17 protein-coding genes and 1 pseudogene are annotated in these 17,680 nt (G+C 72.7%); 9 read left to right on the top strand and 9 right to left on the bottom strand.

The genetic code is table 11. The annotated features are described in order from the left end of the window. The first annotated feature begins 257 nt into the window (after positions 1–257). Together ADK55_RS23780 and ADK55_RS23775 are read left to right on the top strand one after the other, a co-directional pair. On the top strand, positions 258–452 hold the full coding sequence (locus ADK55_RS23780; RefSeq protein ID WP_008743136.1) for a hypothetical protein: 195 nt from the start codon (positions 258–260) through the stop codon (positions 450–452). 109 nt (positions 453–561) lie between these two features. Then, positions 562–2,229, top strand: coding sequence for a hypothetical protein (locus ADK55_RS23775; RefSeq protein ID WP_053681817.1), 1,668 nt, complete (start codon positions 562–564; stop codon positions 2,227–2,229). Positions 2,230–2,309: 80 nt separating this feature from the next. Here the strand turns inward: ADK55_RS23775 and ADK55_RS23770 are convergent, their stop codons facing one another. Then, the gene (locus tag ADK55_RS23770; RefSeq protein WP_053681816.1) at positions 2,310–3,812 is read right to left on the bottom strand and encodes a PLP-dependent aminotransferase family protein; all 1,503 of its coding nucleotides are present in this window, start codon (positions 3,810–3,812) and stop codon (positions 2,310–2,312) included. A gap of 242 nt (positions 3,813–4,054) precedes the next feature. Between ADK55_RS23770 and ADK55_RS23765 the strand changes: the two genes are divergently transcribed. The 3 genes from ADK55_RS23765 to ADK55_RS23755 all read left to right on the top strand — a co-directional run bounded on the left by ADK55_RS23765 (position 4,055) and on the right by ADK55_RS23755 (position 6,931). Further along, positions 4,055–4,825 (top strand): glycerophosphodiester phosphodiesterase family protein, encoded by a 771-nt coding sequence (locus tag ADK55_RS23765; protein WP_053681815.1) that lies wholly within the window; start codon positions 4,055–4,057, stop codon positions 4,823–4,825. Positions 4,826–4,897: 72 nt separating this feature from the next. Beyond that, positions 4,898–6,265, top strand: a complete 1,368-nt coding sequence (locus tag ADK55_RS23760; protein WP_053681836.1) for an MFS transporter — start codon at positions 4,898–4,900, stop codon at positions 6,263–6,265. 291 nt (positions 6,266–6,556) lie between these two features. Further along, positions 6,557–6,931, top strand: a complete 375-nt coding sequence (locus tag ADK55_RS23755; RefSeq protein WP_007262928.1) for an RNA polymerase-binding protein RbpA — start codon at positions 6,557–6,559, stop codon at positions 6,929–6,931. A gap of 99 nt (positions 6,932–7,030) precedes the next feature. On the opposite strand, the gene fxsA is transcribed toward ADK55_RS23755, so the two are convergent. From fxsA to ADK55_RS23735, 4 genes are all read right to left on the bottom strand, one after another. Continuing rightward, positions 7,031–7,618, bottom strand: coding sequence for an FxsA family membrane protein (gene fxsA / locus ADK55_RS23750; protein ID WP_053681814.1), 588 nt, complete (start codon positions 7,616–7,618; stop codon positions 7,031–7,033). Between the two features lie 84 nt (positions 7,619–7,702). Then, entirely contained in the window at positions 7,703–8,470 is a 768-nt protein-coding gene (locus ADK55_RS23745; RefSeq protein WP_053681813.1) for a polyprenol monophosphomannose synthase, read from the bottom strand. A 311-nt stretch (positions 8,471–8,781) separates the two neighbouring features. Next, a complete protein-coding gene (locus tag ADK55_RS23740) occupies positions 8,782–10,419 on the bottom strand; it encodes an amidohydrolase (RefSeq protein ID WP_053681812.1) in 1,638 nt (545 codons plus the stop codon). 98 nt (positions 10,420–10,517) lie between these two features. After that, positions 10,518–10,958 (bottom strand): Lrp/AsnC family transcriptional regulator, encoded by a 441-nt coding sequence (locus tag ADK55_RS23735; RefSeq protein ID WP_053681811.1) that lies wholly within the window; start codon positions 10,956–10,958, stop codon positions 10,518–10,520. A gap of 218 nt (positions 10,959–11,176) precedes the next feature. On the opposite strand from ADK55_RS23735, the gene ADK55_RS23730 reads away from it, so the two are divergent. Then, a complete protein-coding gene (locus ADK55_RS23730; RefSeq protein WP_053681810.1) occupies positions 11,177–11,611 on the top strand; it encodes a hypothetical protein in 435 nt (144 codons plus the stop codon). Between the two features lie 13 nt (positions 11,612–11,624). On the opposite strand, the gene ADK55_RS23725 is transcribed toward ADK55_RS23730, so the two are convergent. From ADK55_RS23725 to ADK55_RS23710, 4 genes are all read right to left on the bottom strand, one after another. Next, entirely contained in the window at positions 11,625–12,722 is a 1,098-nt protein-coding gene (locus ADK55_RS23725; protein ID WP_053681809.1) for a phosphotransferase family protein, read from the bottom strand. A 65-nt stretch (positions 12,723–12,787) separates the two neighbouring features. Continuing rightward, positions 12,788–13,921, bottom strand: a complete 1,134-nt coding sequence (locus tag ADK55_RS23720) for a hypothetical protein (RefSeq protein WP_053681808.1) — start codon at positions 13,919–13,921, stop codon at positions 12,788–12,790. A gap of 711 nt (positions 13,922–14,632) precedes the next feature. After that, on the bottom strand, positions 14,633–15,805 hold the full coding sequence (locus ADK55_RS23715; RefSeq protein ID WP_053681807.1) for an acyl-CoA dehydrogenase family protein: 1,173 nt from the start codon (positions 15,803–15,805) through the stop codon (positions 14,633–14,635). Positions 15,806–15,952: 147 nt separating this feature from the next. Beyond that, positions 15,953–16,639, bottom strand: coding sequence for a TetR/AcrR family transcriptional regulator (locus ADK55_RS23710; protein WP_053681806.1), 687 nt, complete (start codon positions 16,637–16,639; stop codon positions 15,953–15,955). A 98-nt stretch (positions 16,640–16,737) separates the two neighbouring features. On the opposite strand from ADK55_RS23710, the gene ADK55_RS40535 reads away from it, so the two are divergent. The 3 genes and pseudogenes from ADK55_RS40535 to ADK55_RS23705 all read left to right on the top strand — a co-directional run bounded on the left by ADK55_RS40535 (position 16,738) and on the right by ADK55_RS23705 (position 17,673). After that, complete coding sequence (locus tag ADK55_RS40535) at positions 16,738–16,869, top strand: hypothetical protein (protein WP_267887362.1); 132 nt, start codon at positions 16,738–16,740, stop codon at positions 16,867–16,869. Between the two features lie 160 nt (positions 16,870–17,029). Continuing rightward, a pseudogene (locus tag ADK55_RS40530) lies at positions 17,030–17,131 on the top strand (hypothetical protein); the annotation flags it as partial. A gap of 23 nt (positions 17,132–17,154) precedes the next feature. Continuing rightward, positions 17,155–17,673, top strand: a complete 519-nt coding sequence (locus ADK55_RS23705; protein ID WP_267887363.1) for a DUF6114 domain-containing protein — start codon at positions 17,155–17,157, stop codon at positions 17,671–17,673. Positions 17,674–17,680 lie beyond the last annotated feature (7 nt).

The following is a 17,680-nucleotide window of genomic DNA, read 5'->3' as shown; positions in this document are numbered from 1 at the left end:
GGCCGGCGGGCTGGGGGGCGCACGGTGCCGCGTCCGTGCGGGTGAAGCGTCAGAGTAGCGCCCGATCCGGAACATGGCGGGTGCGGTCCGAGGCGAGGATCATCCCGCCCCCCTGACCGCCCGGCGCGCCAGTCGGGCGGGTCCAGTCAAGTGAAAAATTACAGGATTCACCCGTATGCACCTTTTGTCGCATTGATACTTGCTGTGAGCCTGGAAGGACTGATGGTGACCGTCCTCACCCACCAGGAGAACTTCTCATGGTCCTGTCCATCTCAGGTGTCGTCCTGCTCGGAATCATCTGCTTCCTCTTCTTCAAGAAGGACGGGATGAAGCTGTCGCACGCGTTCGTGTGCGCGCTCTTCGGCTTCTTCCTCGCCGGCTCCGCCATCGCACCCAGCATCACGGCGAGTACGGCGAGCCTCGCGAGCCTTCTCGGCGGGATCAAGCTCTAGGGAACGTCGTCGAAGCGCGCCTGCCGGCCGCCGGCAGGCGGGACTTCGACGACATGCCCCAGGCCCCCGACCGCACCGTCCGCCACCACCCCGACTCCAGGAGACGCCCGTGGCCAGGCGCCCACTCCCCCGCATCCTCAGCAGCGGCACCGTGTCGCTGTCCCGGGGCCGCGACTTCGCCCGCACGGCCGCCGACAGCGCCACGGACGTCCTCCATCCGCTCCTCGTCATCGGGCGCGGCCTGCGCGTCCTGGCCTCCGCCGGGCGACGCAAATGGTCCGACACCCCCAAGGACAAGCGTGGTCCCGGGCTGTTCCTGGGCGCCGCCTGCGTCCTCGTCGTCGCGCTCGTCCCGTACGGTCCCCTGATCGCCCTCGTGACCCTGATGGCGGCGGCGGGCTGGCACGGACGCGACCGCACCCCGGTGAAGACCGGCCCCAGCGACGCCGAGACGGAGCGGCTCGCCTCCCTCTACGAGGCCCTCGTGCCGTACTTCTCCATCCCCGAGGACCCGAACCCGCTCTTCGCCCACGGCGGGGAATGGGACCGGGCCTTCAGCGGCCACGTCTTCGACGACGCGGGCCGCGTCACCCGGCTCCGCATCCGCTACCCGGCCTACTTCGCCGACGGCGAGCTCGCCCCCCGGGCCCGCATCGAGGCCCTGCTGCACTCCAAGTCCGGGCGCGGACGGGAGTACCGCTTCGACTGGGACGAGGAGGCCAACCAACTCGACCTGAGCGTGCTGGAGGCGCTGCCGACGGGCATCGCCGCCCAACGGTTCGTCACCTCCCCCGGCGAGACCGTCCTCGGGCTCACCGACGCGGGCGGCGTACAGCGCACCCTGCCCGTAGCGGAGGGGGAACAGACCCGGGACGTGCCCCCGGTGATCTGGCGCACCGGGCCCCGCTCCACCGAACCGCACCTGCTGGCCGTCGGCCAACCCGGCAGCGGGACGTCCACCCTGCTGCGCTCCATCGCCCTTCAGGCACTCCACCACGACGGCGACGTGCTGATCGTCGAGGGCGGCGGCAGCGGCGAGTACTCCTGCCTCTCCGGCCGCGCGGGCGTGCTGGCCGTCGAGTGCGGCCCCGCGGGGGCCCCGGCCACCCTGGAGTGGGCCGCGCACGAGACCGAGCGACGGCTCGTCGCCACCCACCGGGCCCGCGAGGCGGGCCGGCCCCTGCCCGAGGACACCCGACGCCCCCTGTGGATCCTGCTCGACCGCCCCAGCGTGCTCACCCACCTCGCGGCGGCCGAGGGGCGGCCCGACCCCCTCGCGCGGCTCCAGGTGCCGTTGCGCCACGGTCGGGCCGCACACGTCACGGTGGTGGTCGCGGAACAGTTCGAGCACCTGGAACTGCTCGATGACGCCGTGTGGCAGCACACCCGGGCCCGCGTCGTGCTCGGCTCCGCCTCCGTCCAGCAGATCGCCGACGTGCTCGGCCTGCCCCCGCACACCACCCCGACGGCGATGGTGCCGCCCGGGCGCGGCTACGCGCGGCTCGGCACGGGCCCCGTGCACCGGGTACAGGTGCCCGCGACCCCGGACCCGTACGACGACGCCGCGCATCCCGCGCACCGTCAGGCGGTACGGGAGCTGCTGCCGGAGCGACAGGCCCGGCCGACGGCGGTCGCGGAGCACGGCACGCCGGCGACGCCGCTGCACATCGTCCAGCCCCCGGCCCAGGCCCAGGGCCCCTCGATCGAGGGGCGGGAGATCACGGAGGTGCCGGCGGAGACACCGCCCGCCCGCGGCCCGTGGCCGGTCGGGCCGTAAGCCGTCTCTTTCGGATCTTGCCGGGCCGTGGGTGGCGCCTCGCCGACAGGGCCGGGTCCGGTGCCACTTCGACGACGGGCCTACGCGACGAACGTGCGCGGGGGTTCCGCCCCGCTGCCGCCGGCGCCCGTACCGACCAGCCGGGCCGCCGCCGCGAGGCGCGAGGCGGCCTCCTCGGCGACCGGGCCGCCGACCGTGAACGGAAGCCGGACGTAACCCTCGAAGGCCCCGTCCACGCCGAACCGGGGGCCCGAGGGGACCCGTACGCCGACCCGCTCCCCCACCTCGGCCAGCCGGGACCCGGACAGTCCACCCGCGCGGGCCCACAGGGTGAGGCCGCCCCGGGGCACCTGGAACTCCCAGTCGGGCAGTTCCCGGCGCACCGCGGCGACGAGCGCGTCGCGGTTCTCCCGGGCCTGGTCGCGGCGAATCTCCACGGCCTCCTCCCAGCCTCCGGTCCGCATCAGCCAGTTCACCGCGAGCTGTTCGAGCACGGGTGTGCCGAGGTCGGCGTACGCGCGGGCCGCGACCAGGCTGCGGATGACGTCCGGGGCCGCGCGGACCCAGCCGATCCGCATGCCGGCCCAGAAGGCCTTGCTGGCGGAACCGACGGTGACGACCGTGGAGCCGGCGGGGTCGAAGGAGCAGACCGGACGGGGCATCTCCACGTCCGGGTCCAGCCGGAGTTCGGCCATGGTCTCGTCGGCGACGAGCACGGTGCCGGCCGAACGGGCCGCCTCCACCATCGCGCGGCGCTGCTCGTCCGAGGCGAGGGCGCCGGTGGGGTTGTGGAAGTCGGCGACCACGTAGGCGAGCCGCGGGGCGGAGTCGCGCAGCACCTGCCGCCAGACGTCCATGTCCCAGCCGCTCAGCCCGGCGGCCATGGCGACGGGCACGAGGCGCACCCCGGCGGCGCGCATGAGCTGGAGGATGTTGGCGTAGGACGGGGATTCGACGGCGATGCGCTCGCCGCGCCCCGCGAAGAGGCTGCAGATGGCGTCGATGGCGCCCATGGCACCGGTGGTCACCATGATCTGTTCGGGCATCGTGGGGATGCCGCGCTCGGTGTAGCGGTCGGCGAGCATCCTGCGCAGGGCGGGCAGGCCGGCGGGGTAGTCGCCGTGGGTGTGCGCGTACGGCGGCAGTTCCTCCAGGGCTCCCTGGACGGCCTTGGTGAGCCAGGGCTCGGGGGCCGGCAGGGCGGCGCAGCCGAGGTCGATCATCGAGCCGAGGGACTCGGGCGGCAGGGGTTCCAGGCCCCGGGCGGGAAGCGGGTTCCCGGCGGGCACGGCGGTCCAGCTGCCCGCGCCCCGGCGGGATTCCAGGAACCCTTCGCCGCGCAGCGCCTCGTAGGCGGCGGCGACGGTGGTGCGGCTGACGGTGAGCGCGACGGCCAGCTCCCGTTCGGCGGGCAGCCGGGCGGCGACGGGGACGCGCCCTTCGAGGACGAGGAGGCGGATGCCGTCGGCGAGGCTGCGGTAGGCGGGCGGTTTGCGCGTGCCGGACGTGGCGGAGCGCCCCTGCTGTGAGGTGATGAGGCGGGCGAGCTGGGCGGCGCCGACCGCCGAGGTCCACTGAGCCATGCTGTCCGGTCCACCTTCGTCGAATTGGCCCCGTCCGACCCCGAGGGGCGACCGGTATTGGATTGGTTCCGCGCGATCCAGGGTGTCACGGGGCGGTCCACTCCGGCCAGGGGGCTCCGGAGACGGTCCACGGAGGGGGCGGGGAGGGGCCACCGGAGCGCCCCCGCCTCGTCGCGGGCGCGTTCACCCCGCGGCCATCCGGACGCTCCCGTCCCACCGGCGGCAGGGGGCATACTGCCGCCGTGACGCACGTACGCCTTCGGCACCCGTATCTGGACCACCCGGCTCCCATCCCCTTCGCGCACCGGGGAGGGGCCGCGGACGGGCTGGAGAACACCGCCGCCGCCTTCCACCGGGCGGCCGACGCGGGTTACCGCTACTTCGAGACCGATGTGCACGCCACGGTCGACGGGAAGCTGGTCGCCTTCCACGACTCCACCCTGGACCGGGTCACCGACGGTCGGGGGCGGATCGCCGAACTGCCGTGGAAGCGGATCCGGGAGGCCCGGGTGGCGGGCACCGAGCCCCTGGCCCTGTTCGAGGACCTCCTGGAGGAGTTCCCGGAGGCCCGCTGGAACGTCGACGTGAAGGCGGAGAGCGCCCTGTACCCGTTGGTGAACCTGATCGCGCGGGCCCGGGTCTGGGACCGGGTCTGCGTGGGCTCCTTCTCGGAGAGCCGGGTGGCCCGGGCCCAGAAGATCGCCGGCCCCCGACTGGCGACCTCGTACGGGGTGCGCGGCGTGGTGGGGCTGCGGCTGCGGTCGTTCGCGATCCCGGCGGCGCTGCGCGCGGGGGCGGTGGCGGCGCAGGTTCCGGAGACGCAGGCCGGCGTCCGGGTGGTCGATCGGCGGTTCGTCCGGACGGCGCACGAGCGGGGACTGCAGGTGCACGTGTGGACCGTGAACGAACCGGAACGCATGGACTCTCTTCTCGACATGGGAGTCGATGGCATCATGACCGACCGGATCGACATCTTGCGCACGGTGCTGGACCGGCGCGGAGCCTGGGCCTGACGGCCCTTTCGGGCTCCGCGCGGGCCGCGGCGGCACGTACAGCGAGGGGGCACCGGAGTGAGCGCGCGAGACATATCTCCACCGGAGGAAGCGGAACCGGGAACGGAGGACGGCAGAGCCGGCGCCGCCGCCCGCAAACGCGAACAGCACGGCTGGTACTTCTACGACTTCGCCTGCTCGGTCTACTCGACCAGCGTGCTCACGGTGTTCCTCGGGCCCTACCTGACGTCGGTGACCAGGGCGGCGGCGGACGTCGAGGGCTATGTGCACCCGCTCGGCATCCCGATCCGGGCCGGTTCCTTCTTCGCGTACGCGGTCTCCGCGTCGGTGCTGCTGGCCGTGCTGATCATGCCGCTGGCCGGGGCCGTCGCGGACCGCAGCGGACGCAGGAAGCCGCTGCTGGCGGTGGCGGCGTACACGGGCGCGGCCGCGACGACCGGGATGTTCTTCCTCGACGGTGACCGCTATCTGCTCGGCGGGTTCCTGCTCGTCGTGGCGAACGCCTCGCTGGCGGTCTCGATGGTGTTGTACAACGCCTTCCTGCCGCAGATCGCCACTCCGGACGAGCGGGACACCGTCTCCTCGCGGGGTTGGGCCTTCGGCTACACCTCGGGCGCCCTCGTGCTCGTCATGAACCTGGTGCTCTACCAGGGCCACGACTCCTTCGGGCTGTCCGAGGGCGCGGCGGTGCGCATCTGTCTGGCGTCCGCCGGCCTGTGGTGGGGCGCCTTCGCGATCATTCCGCTGCGTCGGCTGCGTGACCGGGGGCCGGCCCGGGAGGCGGGTGCGGGTGCGCCGGTCAGCGGTTGGCGGCAGTTGGTGGCCACCTTGAAGGACATGCGGCGCCATCCGCTGACGCTGTCGTTCCTGCTGGCCTATCTGATCTACAACGACGGCGTGCAGACGGTGATCTCCCAGGCCTCGGTCTACGGGTCGGAGGAACTGGAGCTGGAGCAGTCCACCCTGATCGTGGCGGTGCTGCTCGTCCAGGTCCTGGCGGTGGCGGGCGCGCTGGGCATGGGCCGGCTGGCCCGCGTGTACGGCGCCAAGCGGACGATCCTCGGTTCGCTGGCCGGGTGGACGGTGACCCTGGCCGCCGGGTACTTCCTGCCGGCCCGGACACCGGTGTGGTTCTTCGTGCTGGCGGCGATGATCGGGCTCGTGCTCGGCGGCAGCCAGGCGCTGTCGCGTTCGCTGTTCTCGCACCTGGTCCCGGCGGGCAAGGAGGCCGAGTACTTCTCCGCCTACGAGATGAGCGACCGGGGGCTGAGCTGGATCGGACCGCTGGTCTTCGGGCTGACGTACCAGGTCACGGGCAGTTATCGGGACGCGATCATCTCGTTGGTGGTGTTCTTCGCACTGGGTTTCGTGCTGCTCGCGAGGGTGCCGGTGCGGCGCGCGGTGGAGGCGGCGGGCAATCCTGTTCCCGAGAGGATCTGAGAGCGGGTCCGAGAGACGAATTCGGAACGAATTTCGACGTTCAAGCTAAGGGCCGGTAGTGTACGCCTTTGGCCTGCCAGGCGGACCGTTACTGCGCGCTCAAGAAGAGCGGACGTTGGGTGACATCTGCTGCCAGATGTGACAAAACGGGCACTGGTGGGTACAACAAGGGGCGGTACGACGGGCGACGCATGACCCGGAGCGGGAATCTATACCGCCGACCGGACGTTGACCGGATGACGACGACAGCGACACCTGTCCTGTGGGCGACAAGCCCGGGAGGCACGATTCATGAGTGAGCGAGCTCTCCGCGGTACGCGGCTCGTGGTTACCAGCTACGAGACGGACCGCGGCATCGATCTGGCCCCGCGCCAGGCGGTGGAGTACGCATGCCAGAACGGACATCGATTTGAGATGCCGTTCTCGGTTGAGGCAGAAATTCCGCCGGAGTGGGAGTGCAAGGCGTGCGGCGCCATGGCACTCCTGGTGGACGGGGACGGGCCCGAAGAGAAGAAGGGCAAGCCTGCGCGAACGCACTGGGACATGCTCATGGAGCGACGCACCCGCGAGGAGCTGGAGGAAGTGCTTGCCGAGAGGCTCGCGGTCCTTCGTTCCGGCGCCATGAACATTGCCGTGCATCCGCGGGACAGCCGCAAGTCCGCCTGACAACCGGACTGAGAACGAAGCCGAGGGCCCCCGCCACATCCGTGGCGGGGGCCCTCGGCTTGTCCGGCTCCGGAGCCGACCGGCCCGGGGATCGGCGCTTCAGTGGGTCAGCGGCGGCCGGTGACCGGTGTCCGGGCCGGCCTGGCCCGGTCCGGGCGCCGGCCGGTCCTCGCGGATGACCTCGCCCTGGACGACCTTGCCGTCGGGCTGATGGATCCGGGCCTGCTGGAAGGCGTCGCCGAAGGTGCCGGCGGGCGCCGCGGCCATCCTGCGCTCCAGGGAGCGTGTGGCACGGCGGCTGATCAGGGCCCGGACGGGCGGGAGCAGCAGGAGCAGTCCGGCCGCGTCGGAGATCAGGCCCGGCAGCATCAGGAACAGGCCCGCGAGCATGATCAGGCCGTTGCCCTGGCCGGGCCGCTGCCCGGCCTGCTCGGGCCCTTGGCCCTGCTGCGCCCGCTGGAAGGAGTCGGTGAGGTTCTTGAAGGCCCGTCGCCCGGCGCGCTTGATGACCACGGCGCCGAGCAGGATCCCGCCCGCGATCAACAGGGCGACGGTCAATCCGCCGGCCGCGCCGGCGACCAGGCTGAGCAGCCAGATCTCCAGGATCAGCCAGGCGGCGACCGCCAGGGGAAGCAGAGTGCGGGCGGGCGAGCGCCGTCGTGGGGCCGTCGAAATGCCGGTCGTCATGTCACCAGTGTGCCTGGGGCGGTGTAAAAGCGACCTCAGTCGGAGGTACCGGACATCCCTTAGGGGGCGTCCGGGAGCCGGGTCTCAGTACGGGGGCCGGCCGGTCAGCTTCGCCGCCCGGGCCTTGATGCCCCACTGGGTGACCCGCCACAGGGCCTCCACCACGATGTCCTTGCTCATCTTGCTGTCGCCGAACTCTCGCTCGACGAAGGTGATGGGCACCTCGACGACCCTGAAGCCCTGGCGGATGGCGCGGCGGGCCAGGTCCACCTGGAAGCAGTAGCCGGCGGAGGCCACCTCCTCCAGGCCCAGGCCCTCCAGCGTCTCGCTGCGGAAGGCGCGGTACCCGCCGGTCACGTCCCGGATCGGCACGTCCAGGAGCAGTCGGGAGTACGTGGAACCGCCGCGGGAGAGCATCTCGCGGCTCTTGGGCCAGTTGACGACGCGGCCGCCCGGCACCCAGCGGGATCCCAGGACCAGGTCGGCGTTGCCGAGGGCGGTGAGCAGCCGGGGCAGTTCCTCGGGTCGGTGGGAGCCGTCGGCGTCCATCTCCACGAGGACCCCGTAGCCGCGCTCCAGGCCCCAGGCGAAGCCGGCCAGGTAGGCGGCGCCGAGGCCTTCCTTGCCCTTTCGGTGCAGCACGTGGACCTGCTCGTCGGCGCAGGCCAGCTCGTCGGCGAGCTTGCCGGTCCCGTCGGGGCTGTTGTCGTCGGCGACCAGGACGTGCGCTGCGGGGACGGCGGCCCGGACCCGGCCGACGATCGGGCCGATGTTCTCGGCCTCGTTGTACGTCGGAATGATCACCAGGGTGGTGCCGAGCGGCCCGTAGGTCCGCTGTCCGCCATCGCTCACTGGGTCCCCTTGCGTGTTTCTCGTCCGGCCGGCCTCGTACGTCCCGTCACAGCAGGATGATTTTAGAACAGCGATCGGAGCCGGCGGTCCTTCGGGCCGGCCCGGCTCCCGCTGGCTGCGGGTCACCGTGACCGTTGTCTACTGGACCGCCGGGCCCCGACCTGGGGCCACCAGCCGCCGGCGAAACCTTCCCTCGCCCCCGAGGCGCGGGTGCGCTGAGCGGACGGATCCGTCCGGTACGGACGTCCTGTGGTGGACCCGGCCGAACCTATCCGGGTCCGGCCGCCGGGACCGAACCGAGGCCGGTCGGATCACCCCTGTGGGCGTACGAAAACCTCCCGGCCGCCGACGACCGTCGCCAGGCACACCGGCAGATCCCCGCCGGGGGTCAGGTCGGGCAGCCCCGGGGTGCCCGAGCGCGGGTCGGTGGACCAACGGGCGACCCGGTCGTCGGGAGCCTGGACGACCAGTTCCTCGGTCCGCCAGACCGCGTAGTCGGCCGGGGCACCGGGGACGAGGATGCCGGCGTCGTCCCGACCGAGGGCCCGCCAACCGCCGCGGGTGTGGGCGGCGAAGGCGGCCCGTACGGAGATCCGGTGCTCGGGGGTCCGGTGGAAGGCGGCCGCCCGGACGGTGCCCCAGGGGTCGAGCGGGGTGACGGGCGCGTCCGAGCCGAAGGCGAGCGGGACGCCGGCCTTCAGCAGGGCCGCGTACGGGTTGAGGGTGCGGGCGCGCTCGACGCCGAGCCGGTCGGCGTACATGCCGTCCTCGCCGCCCCAGGCGGCGTCGAAGGCGGGCTGCACGGAGGCGGTGAGGCCCAGTTCCGCGAAGGCGGCGATGGTGGCCGGGGTCATCATCTCGGCGTGCTCGACCCGGTGGCGGGCGGCCCGCACCCGGGCGAGGCCCACGGTGTCGGCGGCGGCCCGGACGCCTTCGACGACGGCGCTCACGGCGGCGTCGCCGATGGCGTGGAAACCGGCCTGGAGGCCCTGTTCGGTGCAGGCGGCGACGTGCGCGGCGACGTCACGGGCGTCCAGGTAGCCGGTGCCGGTGTGCGCGGCGTCGGTGTACGGGGCGTGCAGGCAGGCGGTGTGGGAGCCGAGGGCGCCGTCCACGAAGAGGTCGCCGGCGGCGCCGACCGCACCGAGCCGCTTGGCCAGGTCGAGGTCCCGATCGGCCCAGTAGCCGAAGACGCGCGGGCCGGGGTGGCTGCGGGCCAGGTCGAGCAGGTCGGTGAAGTCCTCCGGGGAGGAGATCTCCGGGCCGCCGCACTCGTGCACGGAGCCGATGCCGAGGGACGCGGCCCGGTCCAGGGCGGCCCGCTGGGCCTCGGCGCGCTGGGTCGGGCCGACGGCGCCGAGGGCGACCGCGCGTACGGCGTGGTGGGCGTCGGCGGTCAACGGCTCGTCGCCGGCGACCGGGCCGAGGCCCCCGGGGACCAGGTCGAGGAGCGCGGTGGTGACCACGGCCGAGTGGACGTCGATGCGGCTGAGGTAGAGCGGGCGGCCCCCGGTGGCCCGGTCCAGCTCCTCGCGGCGCGGGGCGCGTCGCTCCGGCCAGCGGGCGGCGTCCCAGCCGTGTCCGAGGAGCACCCGGTCGTCGGGACGACGGGCCGCGTGGGCGCGCACCCGATCCAGGGCGTCCGCGAGGGTGGGGGCGTCGGAGAGGTCCAGTCCGGTGAGGGCGAGACCGGTGGAGGTGGTGTGCACGTGGGCGTCGGTGAACGCGGGCGTCACGAGCGCCCCGTCGAGGTCGACGACCTCGTCGACGCCCTGGGCGAAGGCGTCGGCGGCGCCTTCCGAGCCGACCCAGGCGACGTGTCCGCGCTCGACGACCATCGCGGTGGCGAACGGGTCGGCGGGGCTGTGCACCTCGCCGCCGCGAAGGAGGACGGTGCGGTCGGGTACGGGGGCTCCGGCGGCGTCGGCGGAGGCGGTGCGGTCAGTCATGGGACCCAGTCTCCCGCCTTGGCCGGCCGGGCCCGACCTCGGGTCCCCCGGGGTGGGGAGCCGCGGCCGGGCGGTGCGGAGGACGGGTCAGGGGGCCGTCACACGCGGGGCGGACGGGACTCGTACGGGGTGGACAGCACCACCGTCGTGCGGGTCGAGACGTGCGCCAGGGCGCGCAGTCGGCCCAGCAGGTCCTCCAGCTCCAGGGGCGTGCCCACGCGAACCTTGAGGATGTAGTTCTCGTCTCCGGCCACGCTGTGGCAGGCCTCGATCTCCGGGACGCCCGCCAGGCGGTCGGCGATGTCGTCCGGCGCGCTGGGGTCGAACGGCTTGACCGAGATGAACGCCGTCAGGGGCAGCCCGACGGCCTCGGGGTCGACCACGGCGGCATAGCCGCGGATCACCCCGCGCTGCTCCAGGCGGCGTACTCGCTGATGGACCGCCGACGTGGACAGTCCCGTGGCCTTGCCCAGATCCGTGTAGCTCATTCGCCCGTCCCGCACGAGCAGATCAACGATCTGGCGGTCCAGCTCCTCCATTGCGCTCATAGCCGCTCAACCTATTGCCCAATGCCGCTCCAGGCACAGCGGTGTCCACGGGTTGGGTGGCACCTGCGGCGGGCATGTGACCAAGGCCACAGGGGTACGGAGGCGTACCGGGGGCGGTTGTGGTTACTCGTGCCGCGTGACGGGAAGTGCTTGGTGTGGCCGTGGCCGAAGAACCTGCCCGCCCGGCCCATTCAAGGGGGAGTACATCCATGCTGAACGCCAAGCGCGCCGGTCGCATCGAACCGGAGCCTCCGGAACTGCTCGATTCCGACGAGGACGGCTACCTCGACGAGGCCGAGGGGTTCGAGATCCACCACGCGATCTGCCCCGACTGCGGCCAGTCGATCGCCCTCGTCGCGGACGAGGAGTACCTGCCGCAGCACGCCCTCTGCCTGTCCCCGTGGAACCCGTTCGGGCTCACGGTGTGCGCGGGTACGGGCCGGCCGGCTTCCGACGCGCTGCCGACCGTGGGCGGATTCCAGCACGACGTGCAGGAACTCGACCCGATCGTGCACCTGTCGCTCCCGCAGGGCCTCGACTGGCGGACGCAGCCCTTCTCGCACGTCGGCGGTCCGGGCTCGCGTCCCGTGCGCGTGACGGCCCCGCTGCCGCCGCAGATGCGCCAGCACGCGCAGGCCGCCTGACGGGCCGCCCGCCCTACCAGTACGTTCCCCGCACCATGGCGTCGAGGGTGGCGTGGTGCAGGATCAGGCCGTCCGGGTCCGCCGGGACCTCGACCTCCCCGAAGTGCGCCTGCCGGTAGGCGATGCGCAGCATCACGATCCCGTGCCGCAGGGCCGCGTAGAGGGTGTGGAACTCCATGTCCCGCGGGGTGTGCCCGGTGAGTTCGGCGTACCGGCGTTCCACGTCCTCGCGGCGCAGGAAGTCGGGCAGGCCCGGCCGGCCGAACCCGACGGTCAGGTCCTGGAAGAAGCGGTGCAGGTAGACGGTCCAGCCCAGGTCGACCTCCCGGGGGGCGTACGAGGCCATCTCCCAGTCGAGGACGGCCACCGGCTCGAAGCCGTCGGTCTGGTAGACGACGTTGCCGATGCGGGCGTCTCCCCAGTTGAGGACGGGGTCGCCCTCGTCGGCGGGCCAGAGTTCCTCCAGTCGATCGAAGGCCCGCTCCAGGAGCGGTGAGGGGGCCAGTCCGGCCACCACCCATGCGTAGTAGGCGCGTTGGGCCTCGACGTGGCGGCGCAGTGGGCTTCCCTCCCCGGGTGGGAGGAGGAACCGCGCCTCCCCGGTGGGGAACTGGTCGTGGAGGCGGGCGAGCAGGGAGACGCTCGCCTCCTGGAGTCGTGCGCGTTCGGCGTCGGTGGCGGAGTGCAGCCAGTTGCCGTCGTACGTGTAGGGCATGACGTCGGGCGGTACCCGGCCCTCGGCGCGGGCCATGACGAGGAAGGGCGCGCCGAGCGGGCCCGGATCCTCCTCCAGCCAGCGCACGCGCGGCACGGGCAGGTCGGTGTGCGCGGCGACCAGGCTCATCACCCGGTACTGGCGGGGCAGGTCGTAGACGGGGAAGACGGTGTACGCGGCCGGGTCCGCGGCCAGGCGCAGGGCGCAGGCCCGCTCCGGGGTGTCGGGGTGTTCGATGTCGAAGAGCAGGGTCTCGCTGGACATGCCGTTGGAACCGGGGACGGAGATGTTGGTGACCTTCGCGCCGGGGAGAGTCGCGTCGAGCCAGGCGGCGAGGCGGCGGCCGAGTTCCTCGGGTTCGCGGGTGGAGGTGCGGGGACGTGGTGCCGTTGCCATGGCGGGTCCTGCCTTCCTTTCCGATGGAGCGTCGTCCTCGGGGCTCTCGCGAAGTCCGCTCGGGGTCACGGGGCCACGGAGGTGTGGTCGGTGAAGCCGCTCGGGTCGTGACGGCCGAAGCTGCCGTGCTCGAAGATGCCGTGTCCGACCCGGCCGTCGAGGGTGAAGCGGGCCGAGTGGTCGGTGACCCCGAAGGCGGCCATGGGGTGCGCGGTGGGATCGGAGAGGTCGTAGACGCGCCGGTCGGTCCAGGCGCGGCCCTGCCAGGTGCCGTGCTGCCAGTCGGCGGCGGGCGGGTAGCCGGCGCCGACCGCGAGGGGGGAGGAGTTGAGGACGCGGACGCCGAGTTCGAGTGGCTTGCGGGCCGGGTCGGTGAGGTGGACGACGGCGCTCTCGGGGTGGCGGCTGCCGGGACGGTAGCGGATGTCGGTGTGCGGCCAACCGAGTTGGACGTCGTGGCGGTCGTCGCCCTCGGGGAAGACCTGGACGGCCTCGTTGAGGATGCGGTGGCCGTCGGCGTCCTCTTGGACGACGACCATGAGGAACCGGTCCTCGAAGCGGACGGGTATCCAGAGCCAGTGGAAGCCCTCGGTGCGGTGTTCCTCCGCCGCCCGGCCGCCGTCCTCGCCGGGGATCGGGCGCACGCCCCAACTGCGGTCGCGGGTACCGGTCCACGCGCCGGGGGTCAGGGTGAGTTCCTCGCCCCTGACCCGGATGGTGCCGGTGACGTTGCCGGCCTGGACGAAGCGGCGGCCTTCCAGCATCAGCCGGTCGCCGCGGCGCTGCACGTGGTGGGGCTCCCAGACGGCGGGGAACTCGGCGGTCCAGGTGATGTCGTACGAGAGGCCCTCGGGGTCGGCGGGGTCGGCGTCGCAGTGGAGACCGATCCGCTTGAGCGGCTCGTCGACGGTGATGCGGAGCGGGCCGACGGAGAGGTTCATCCGGTCGTCGCCGAGGGCGTCGGAGGCGCGGACTGCGAGGAGTTCGTCCCCGATGCGCAGGGTGGCGTAGGCGTCGATGACGCCCGCGTTGGGGTAGACGCCGAGGCCGAGGATGAGGACGGCCCGGCCGGCGTGGTCGAAGACGTGGAAGATGCAGCGGTCGTAGGCGTTGCGGTCGCCGCTGACGAGGTGCTTCATCGACAACGGCGCCTGGTGGATGGGGTATTCGTCAAGCGGGACGGGCCGGTCGGCGGGCATGGCGGACCTCCTGGGCGCGGCGGCGTGGCGGCGCGTGACGTGGCGTGGCGCGGGTTGGCCTGGTGTGCGACTCAAACGGATATGACGGTACGTCAGAAACCGTTTCGAGGAACAGAGTTGTGGCACTACGCGACAGGAAGGCACGTCCGGCCACCTGGGCCGGGAGGGGGATGCCGGCCACCGACCGCGCGCCGACAGGACGCCGACCGACCGCCGGCGGGGCGGCGAGTGGTCGGCGGCGGCGTCGGGGACGCCTCGGGGACACGTCGAACGGATGGCCGTGGGCGGGGCCCGGTTACCCATGGGCTGATCTCGCGTTTTGCCGTGCATGACCACGCTTGAGACGTCCACGCCGAGAACGGGTCGCAGGCGGCGGCCCACGCCTCACGGGTACGAAGAATCGGTTCCGCTGCGGAACCCCGACACACCCGTCTACAACACGCTCCTGGCCGGTTGGACCGCCGAGGGCCGGACGGTGCCGGGGCGGCGCGATCCGGAGTGGTCACGGATCGCCTCGTCCCCGATCTGGCCCAGCGGCCCCCTGTACGGAGGCTGAGCGGACGGGCCGAGGTACCGTCGGGCCGGGCCGACACATCGCCGGGCCGGACCGGCCGTCCGATGAACCGGGCCGGACCGACCGGGCGTCGGCACGGGCCCGGATCGACCGGGCGACGGTGGCGGCGGCCGGGCCGGCGCCCCGGCCCGGGCGCCTCAGCGGGTCTCGGGGCCCGCGAGGTGGCGGGCGATGACCATGCGCTGGATCTGGTTGGTGCCCTCCACGATCTGGAGCACCTTCGCCTCGCGCATGAGCCGCTCCACCGGGAAGTCCGCGGTGTACCCGTAGCCGCCGAGGACCTGCACGGCGTCCGTCGTGACGGCCATCGCGGCGTCCGTGCAGAACAGCTTGGCCATGGCGGCCTGGCGGGAGAAGGGCTTGCCGGCGTCCCTCAGGCGCGCGGCGGCGAGGTACAGCGCCCGACCCGCCTCGATCTTGGTCGCCATGTCGGCCAGCATGAAGCGCAGCCCCTGGAAGTCCGCGATGGGGTGCCCGAACTGCTTGCGGTCCAGGGCGTAGACCAGGGCCTCGTCCAGGGCCGCCTGGGCGACGCCGATCGCGCAGGCGGCGATCCCGAGCCGGCCGGCGTCCAGGGCGGCCAGGGCGATGGTGAATCCCTGCCCCTCCTCGCCGATGCGCCGGGTGTCGGGGACGCGTACGCCGTCGAAGTGCAGCTGGGCGGTGGGCGAGCCCTTCATGCCCATCTTCTTCTCGGGGACCGCCGCCGTCAGACCGGCCGCGTCGCCGGGGACGAGGAAGGCGGTGATGCCCTTGGGGCCGCTCACACCCGTGCGCGCGAGGACGGTGTAGAAGTCCGCGACCCCGCCGTGCGTGATCCACGCCTTGGTGCCGGTGATGACCCAGTCGTCGCCGTCGCGGACGGCCTTGGTGGTCAGTGAGGCGGCGTCGGAGCCGGCGGCCGGCTCCGAGAGACAGTAGGCGCCGAGCAGACCGCCGCCGAGCATCGCGGGGAGGTGGGCACCCTGCTGCTCCTTGGTGCCGTAGCCGGCGAGGCCGTGGCAGGCCAGGGAGTGCACGCTGACACCGAGGCCGACCGTCAGCCGGGCCGCGGCGAGCTCCTCCAGCACCTGGAGGTAGACCTCGTACGGCTGCTCGCCGCCGCCGAACTCGCCGGCGTACGGGAGCCCCAGCAGGCCGGCCTCCGACAGGAGGGTGAAGACCTCCCGGGGGAAGCGTCCGTCGTCCTCCTCCTCGGCGGCCCGGGGGCGGATCTCCCGCTGCGCGATCTCTCGTACGAGCGCGAGCAGATCACGGGACTCTTCGGTGGGCAGCTGTCGGTCCACCGGCTGCGGGGCGCGGTCGGTCATGGCGGCGCTCTCCTCCCTGGTCGGGCACGGCGGCGACGCGTGAGGTGTGGGACGCGCCACCGGATCTCGGTGTTCTCACAGCCGATACTGCCCTCCCGGATCGCGGAAGGGCCTGTTCAGTGGCTGCGGCGGCTTGAGTATGCCCGATCAGGGGCTTCCCGTCACCGGTGCATGATCATCGAGATTCTCCGGGACCTCGCGCGCGGGTGGGGCGGGGTGGTCGGGGGCGAACTCCTCGATCACCGTGAGGGTCGCGCGCAGCTGCCGCACGAGCAGCGCCGCGACCTCGGCCCGGCCGGGCTGCCCCTCGGCGCCGAGGGCGCCGATCCACTCCAGGGCGATCCCCTCGACCCCGGAGAGCCAGCCCACGAGCGCGAGCCGGGCGAGCGGGGACACCGTGCGGCGGCCGTACGCGGCCTCGGCGATGGTGGCGACGAGTTCCTCGCGGACCGCGTCGCGGATGGCGAGCACCTCGGCGTCGGAGCCGACGCCGCCGGTGACGATGGTGCGGTAGGCGGCCCGGTGGTGTTCGGCGTAGTACAGGTAGCCGTCGATGGTGCGGCGGGCGCGTTCCGGGCCGGCGAGTTCGGTCTCCGCGGCCGCGCGGGCGACGAGTTCGGCGACGGACTCCTCGACGATGGCGAGGTAGTAGCCGCGCTTGCTCTTGAAGTAGTAGTAAATCAACCCCTTGGCGACACCGGCGTGTTGGGCGATGTCGTCCATGGAAAGCGCGTCGTACGAGGTGTCAGCGAACAACTTGCGCCCGATCGCCATGAGTTCGGCCCAACGGACCTGCGAACGGCCGGTCGCGCCGCGCTGTTGACTATTATTCAAATTCGGCCCTAGCCTCGAACTCCCACAGGATGCCCGCAGTATGGCAGACCTGTCTCATGCACTTCCCTGCGCACGGACGACGTACGGGAGGCACCTCCATGAGCACGAACAGCGGCCGCGAGGGCCGGGTCGAGTGGAAGAGGACGGCGGCGGTCGCGCTGCCCGCGGTGATCGCGGTCGGGGCGATGGGCATCGCCATGGCACAGGGCGCGCTCGCCTCAAGGGCATGAGGCTGAGCGTCGGCCTGAACGGCAGGCAGCGCTTCCAGGGGCGCGCCGACCCGCGGATCCGGGCACGGGGCGGTGGGCGCCGCGGCTCCCCCTGCCCGGGCCCCGGCGACGGCTGCGCGTCTGGCGGCGGACCCGGCCGTTCGGGGGCGGACTGCTGCTGGTGTCGGGTGGGATCGAGTTGCTGATGGTCCCGCTCTCCCCGCTGACCGTGCTGGTCGGCCTGGGGCTCGGCGGGATCGCGGCGATCGGGATCGGGGCGGCGCTGGTGGTGGCCGGGCTGTTCCTGTGGTTCCTGCCGCAGGCCAGGGCCTATGTGTCGATCCCGCGCTGCTGCTCTCGGTGCTGTCGTTCGTGGCGACGAACCTGGGCGGGTTCCTGGTGGGGATGCTGCTCGGCATCGCGGGCAGCGCGCCGGCCTTCGGCTGGACCCCGCTGCCGGAGACGAAGGAGGAGCCAGAGGAGTCCGCGGACGGGGAGGGGGCGACGGATCGACGGACCGCGCAAGGTGCTGGTGCTGAGGATGGCGGCGGCCTCGTTGTACGACTACCGGCTGCGCACCCGGGACGGCGGGGAGGAGTACGGTCCGGCGGCCCGGTCCCTGACCCCGCGGGCGACGTCACCTTGTACCTGACCCGGTTCAGCGGCTGTATCGAGGGGCTGCTGTGCGTCGCGTTCAGCCCGGAGGGGTTGCCCGCTCCCCCGGTGATCCCGCCGTTCGCCTTCATGACGCGGGTGAGCGCCGAACAGGCGCTGGTCACCTCGGACGTGATCGTCACCGACGGGCTGCGGCTGGACGCCTCGTGATCCGTCG

The organism is Streptomyces sp. WM4235 (genome assembly GCF_001279725.1).
GTDB lineage: Bacteria > Actinomycetota > Actinomycetes > Streptomycetales > Streptomycetaceae > Streptomyces.
Note: the sequence above shows the minus strand (reverse complement) of the source record. Positions and strands in the feature narration are given on the sequence as shown.

Bases quoted from the DNA above. Each gene is read 5' to 3' on its own strand.
- ADK55_RS40535 (WP_267887362.1), top strand. From the start codon at position 16,738: ATGAGCACGAACAGCGGCCGCGAGGGCCGGGTCGAGTGGAAGAGGACG.
- ADK55_RS23755 (WP_007262928.1), top strand. From the start codon at position 6,557: ATGAGTGAGCGAGCTCTCCGCGGTACGCGGCTCGTGGTTACCAGCTAC.
- ADK55_RS23770 (WP_053681816.1), bottom strand. From the start codon at position 3,812: ATGGCTCAGTGGACCTCGGCGGTCGGCGCCGCCCAGCTCGCCCGCCTC.
- ADK55_RS23720 (WP_053681808.1), bottom strand. From the start codon at position 13,921: ATGCCCGCCGACCGGCCCGTCCCGCTTGACGAATACCCCATCCACCAG.
- ADK55_RS23735 (WP_053681811.1), bottom strand. From the start codon at position 10,958: ATGGAGGAGCTGGACCGCCAGATCGTTGATCTGCTCGTGCGGGACGGG.
- fxsA (WP_053681814.1), bottom strand. From the start codon at position 7,618: ATGACGACCGGCATTTCGACGGCCCCACGACGGCGCTCGCCCGCCCGC.
- ADK55_RS23730 (WP_053681810.1), top strand. From the start codon at position 11,177: ATGCTGAACGCCAAGCGCGCCGGTCGCATCGAACCGGAGCCTCCGGAA.
- ADK55_RS23725 (WP_053681809.1), bottom strand. From the start codon at position 12,722: ATGGCAACGGCACCACGTCCCCGCACCTCCACCCGCGAACCCGAGGAA.
- ADK55_RS23740 (WP_053681812.1), bottom strand. From the start codon at position 10,419: ATGACTGACCGCACCGCCTCCGCCGACGCCGCCGGAGCCCCCGTACCC.
- ADK55_RS23715 (WP_053681807.1), bottom strand. From the start codon at position 15,805: ATGACCGACCGCGCCCCGCAGCCGGTGGACCGACAGCTGCCCACCGAA.
- ADK55_RS23780 (WP_008743136.1), top strand. From the start codon at position 258: ATGGTCCTGTCCATCTCAGGTGTCGTCCTGCTCGGAATCATCTGCTTC.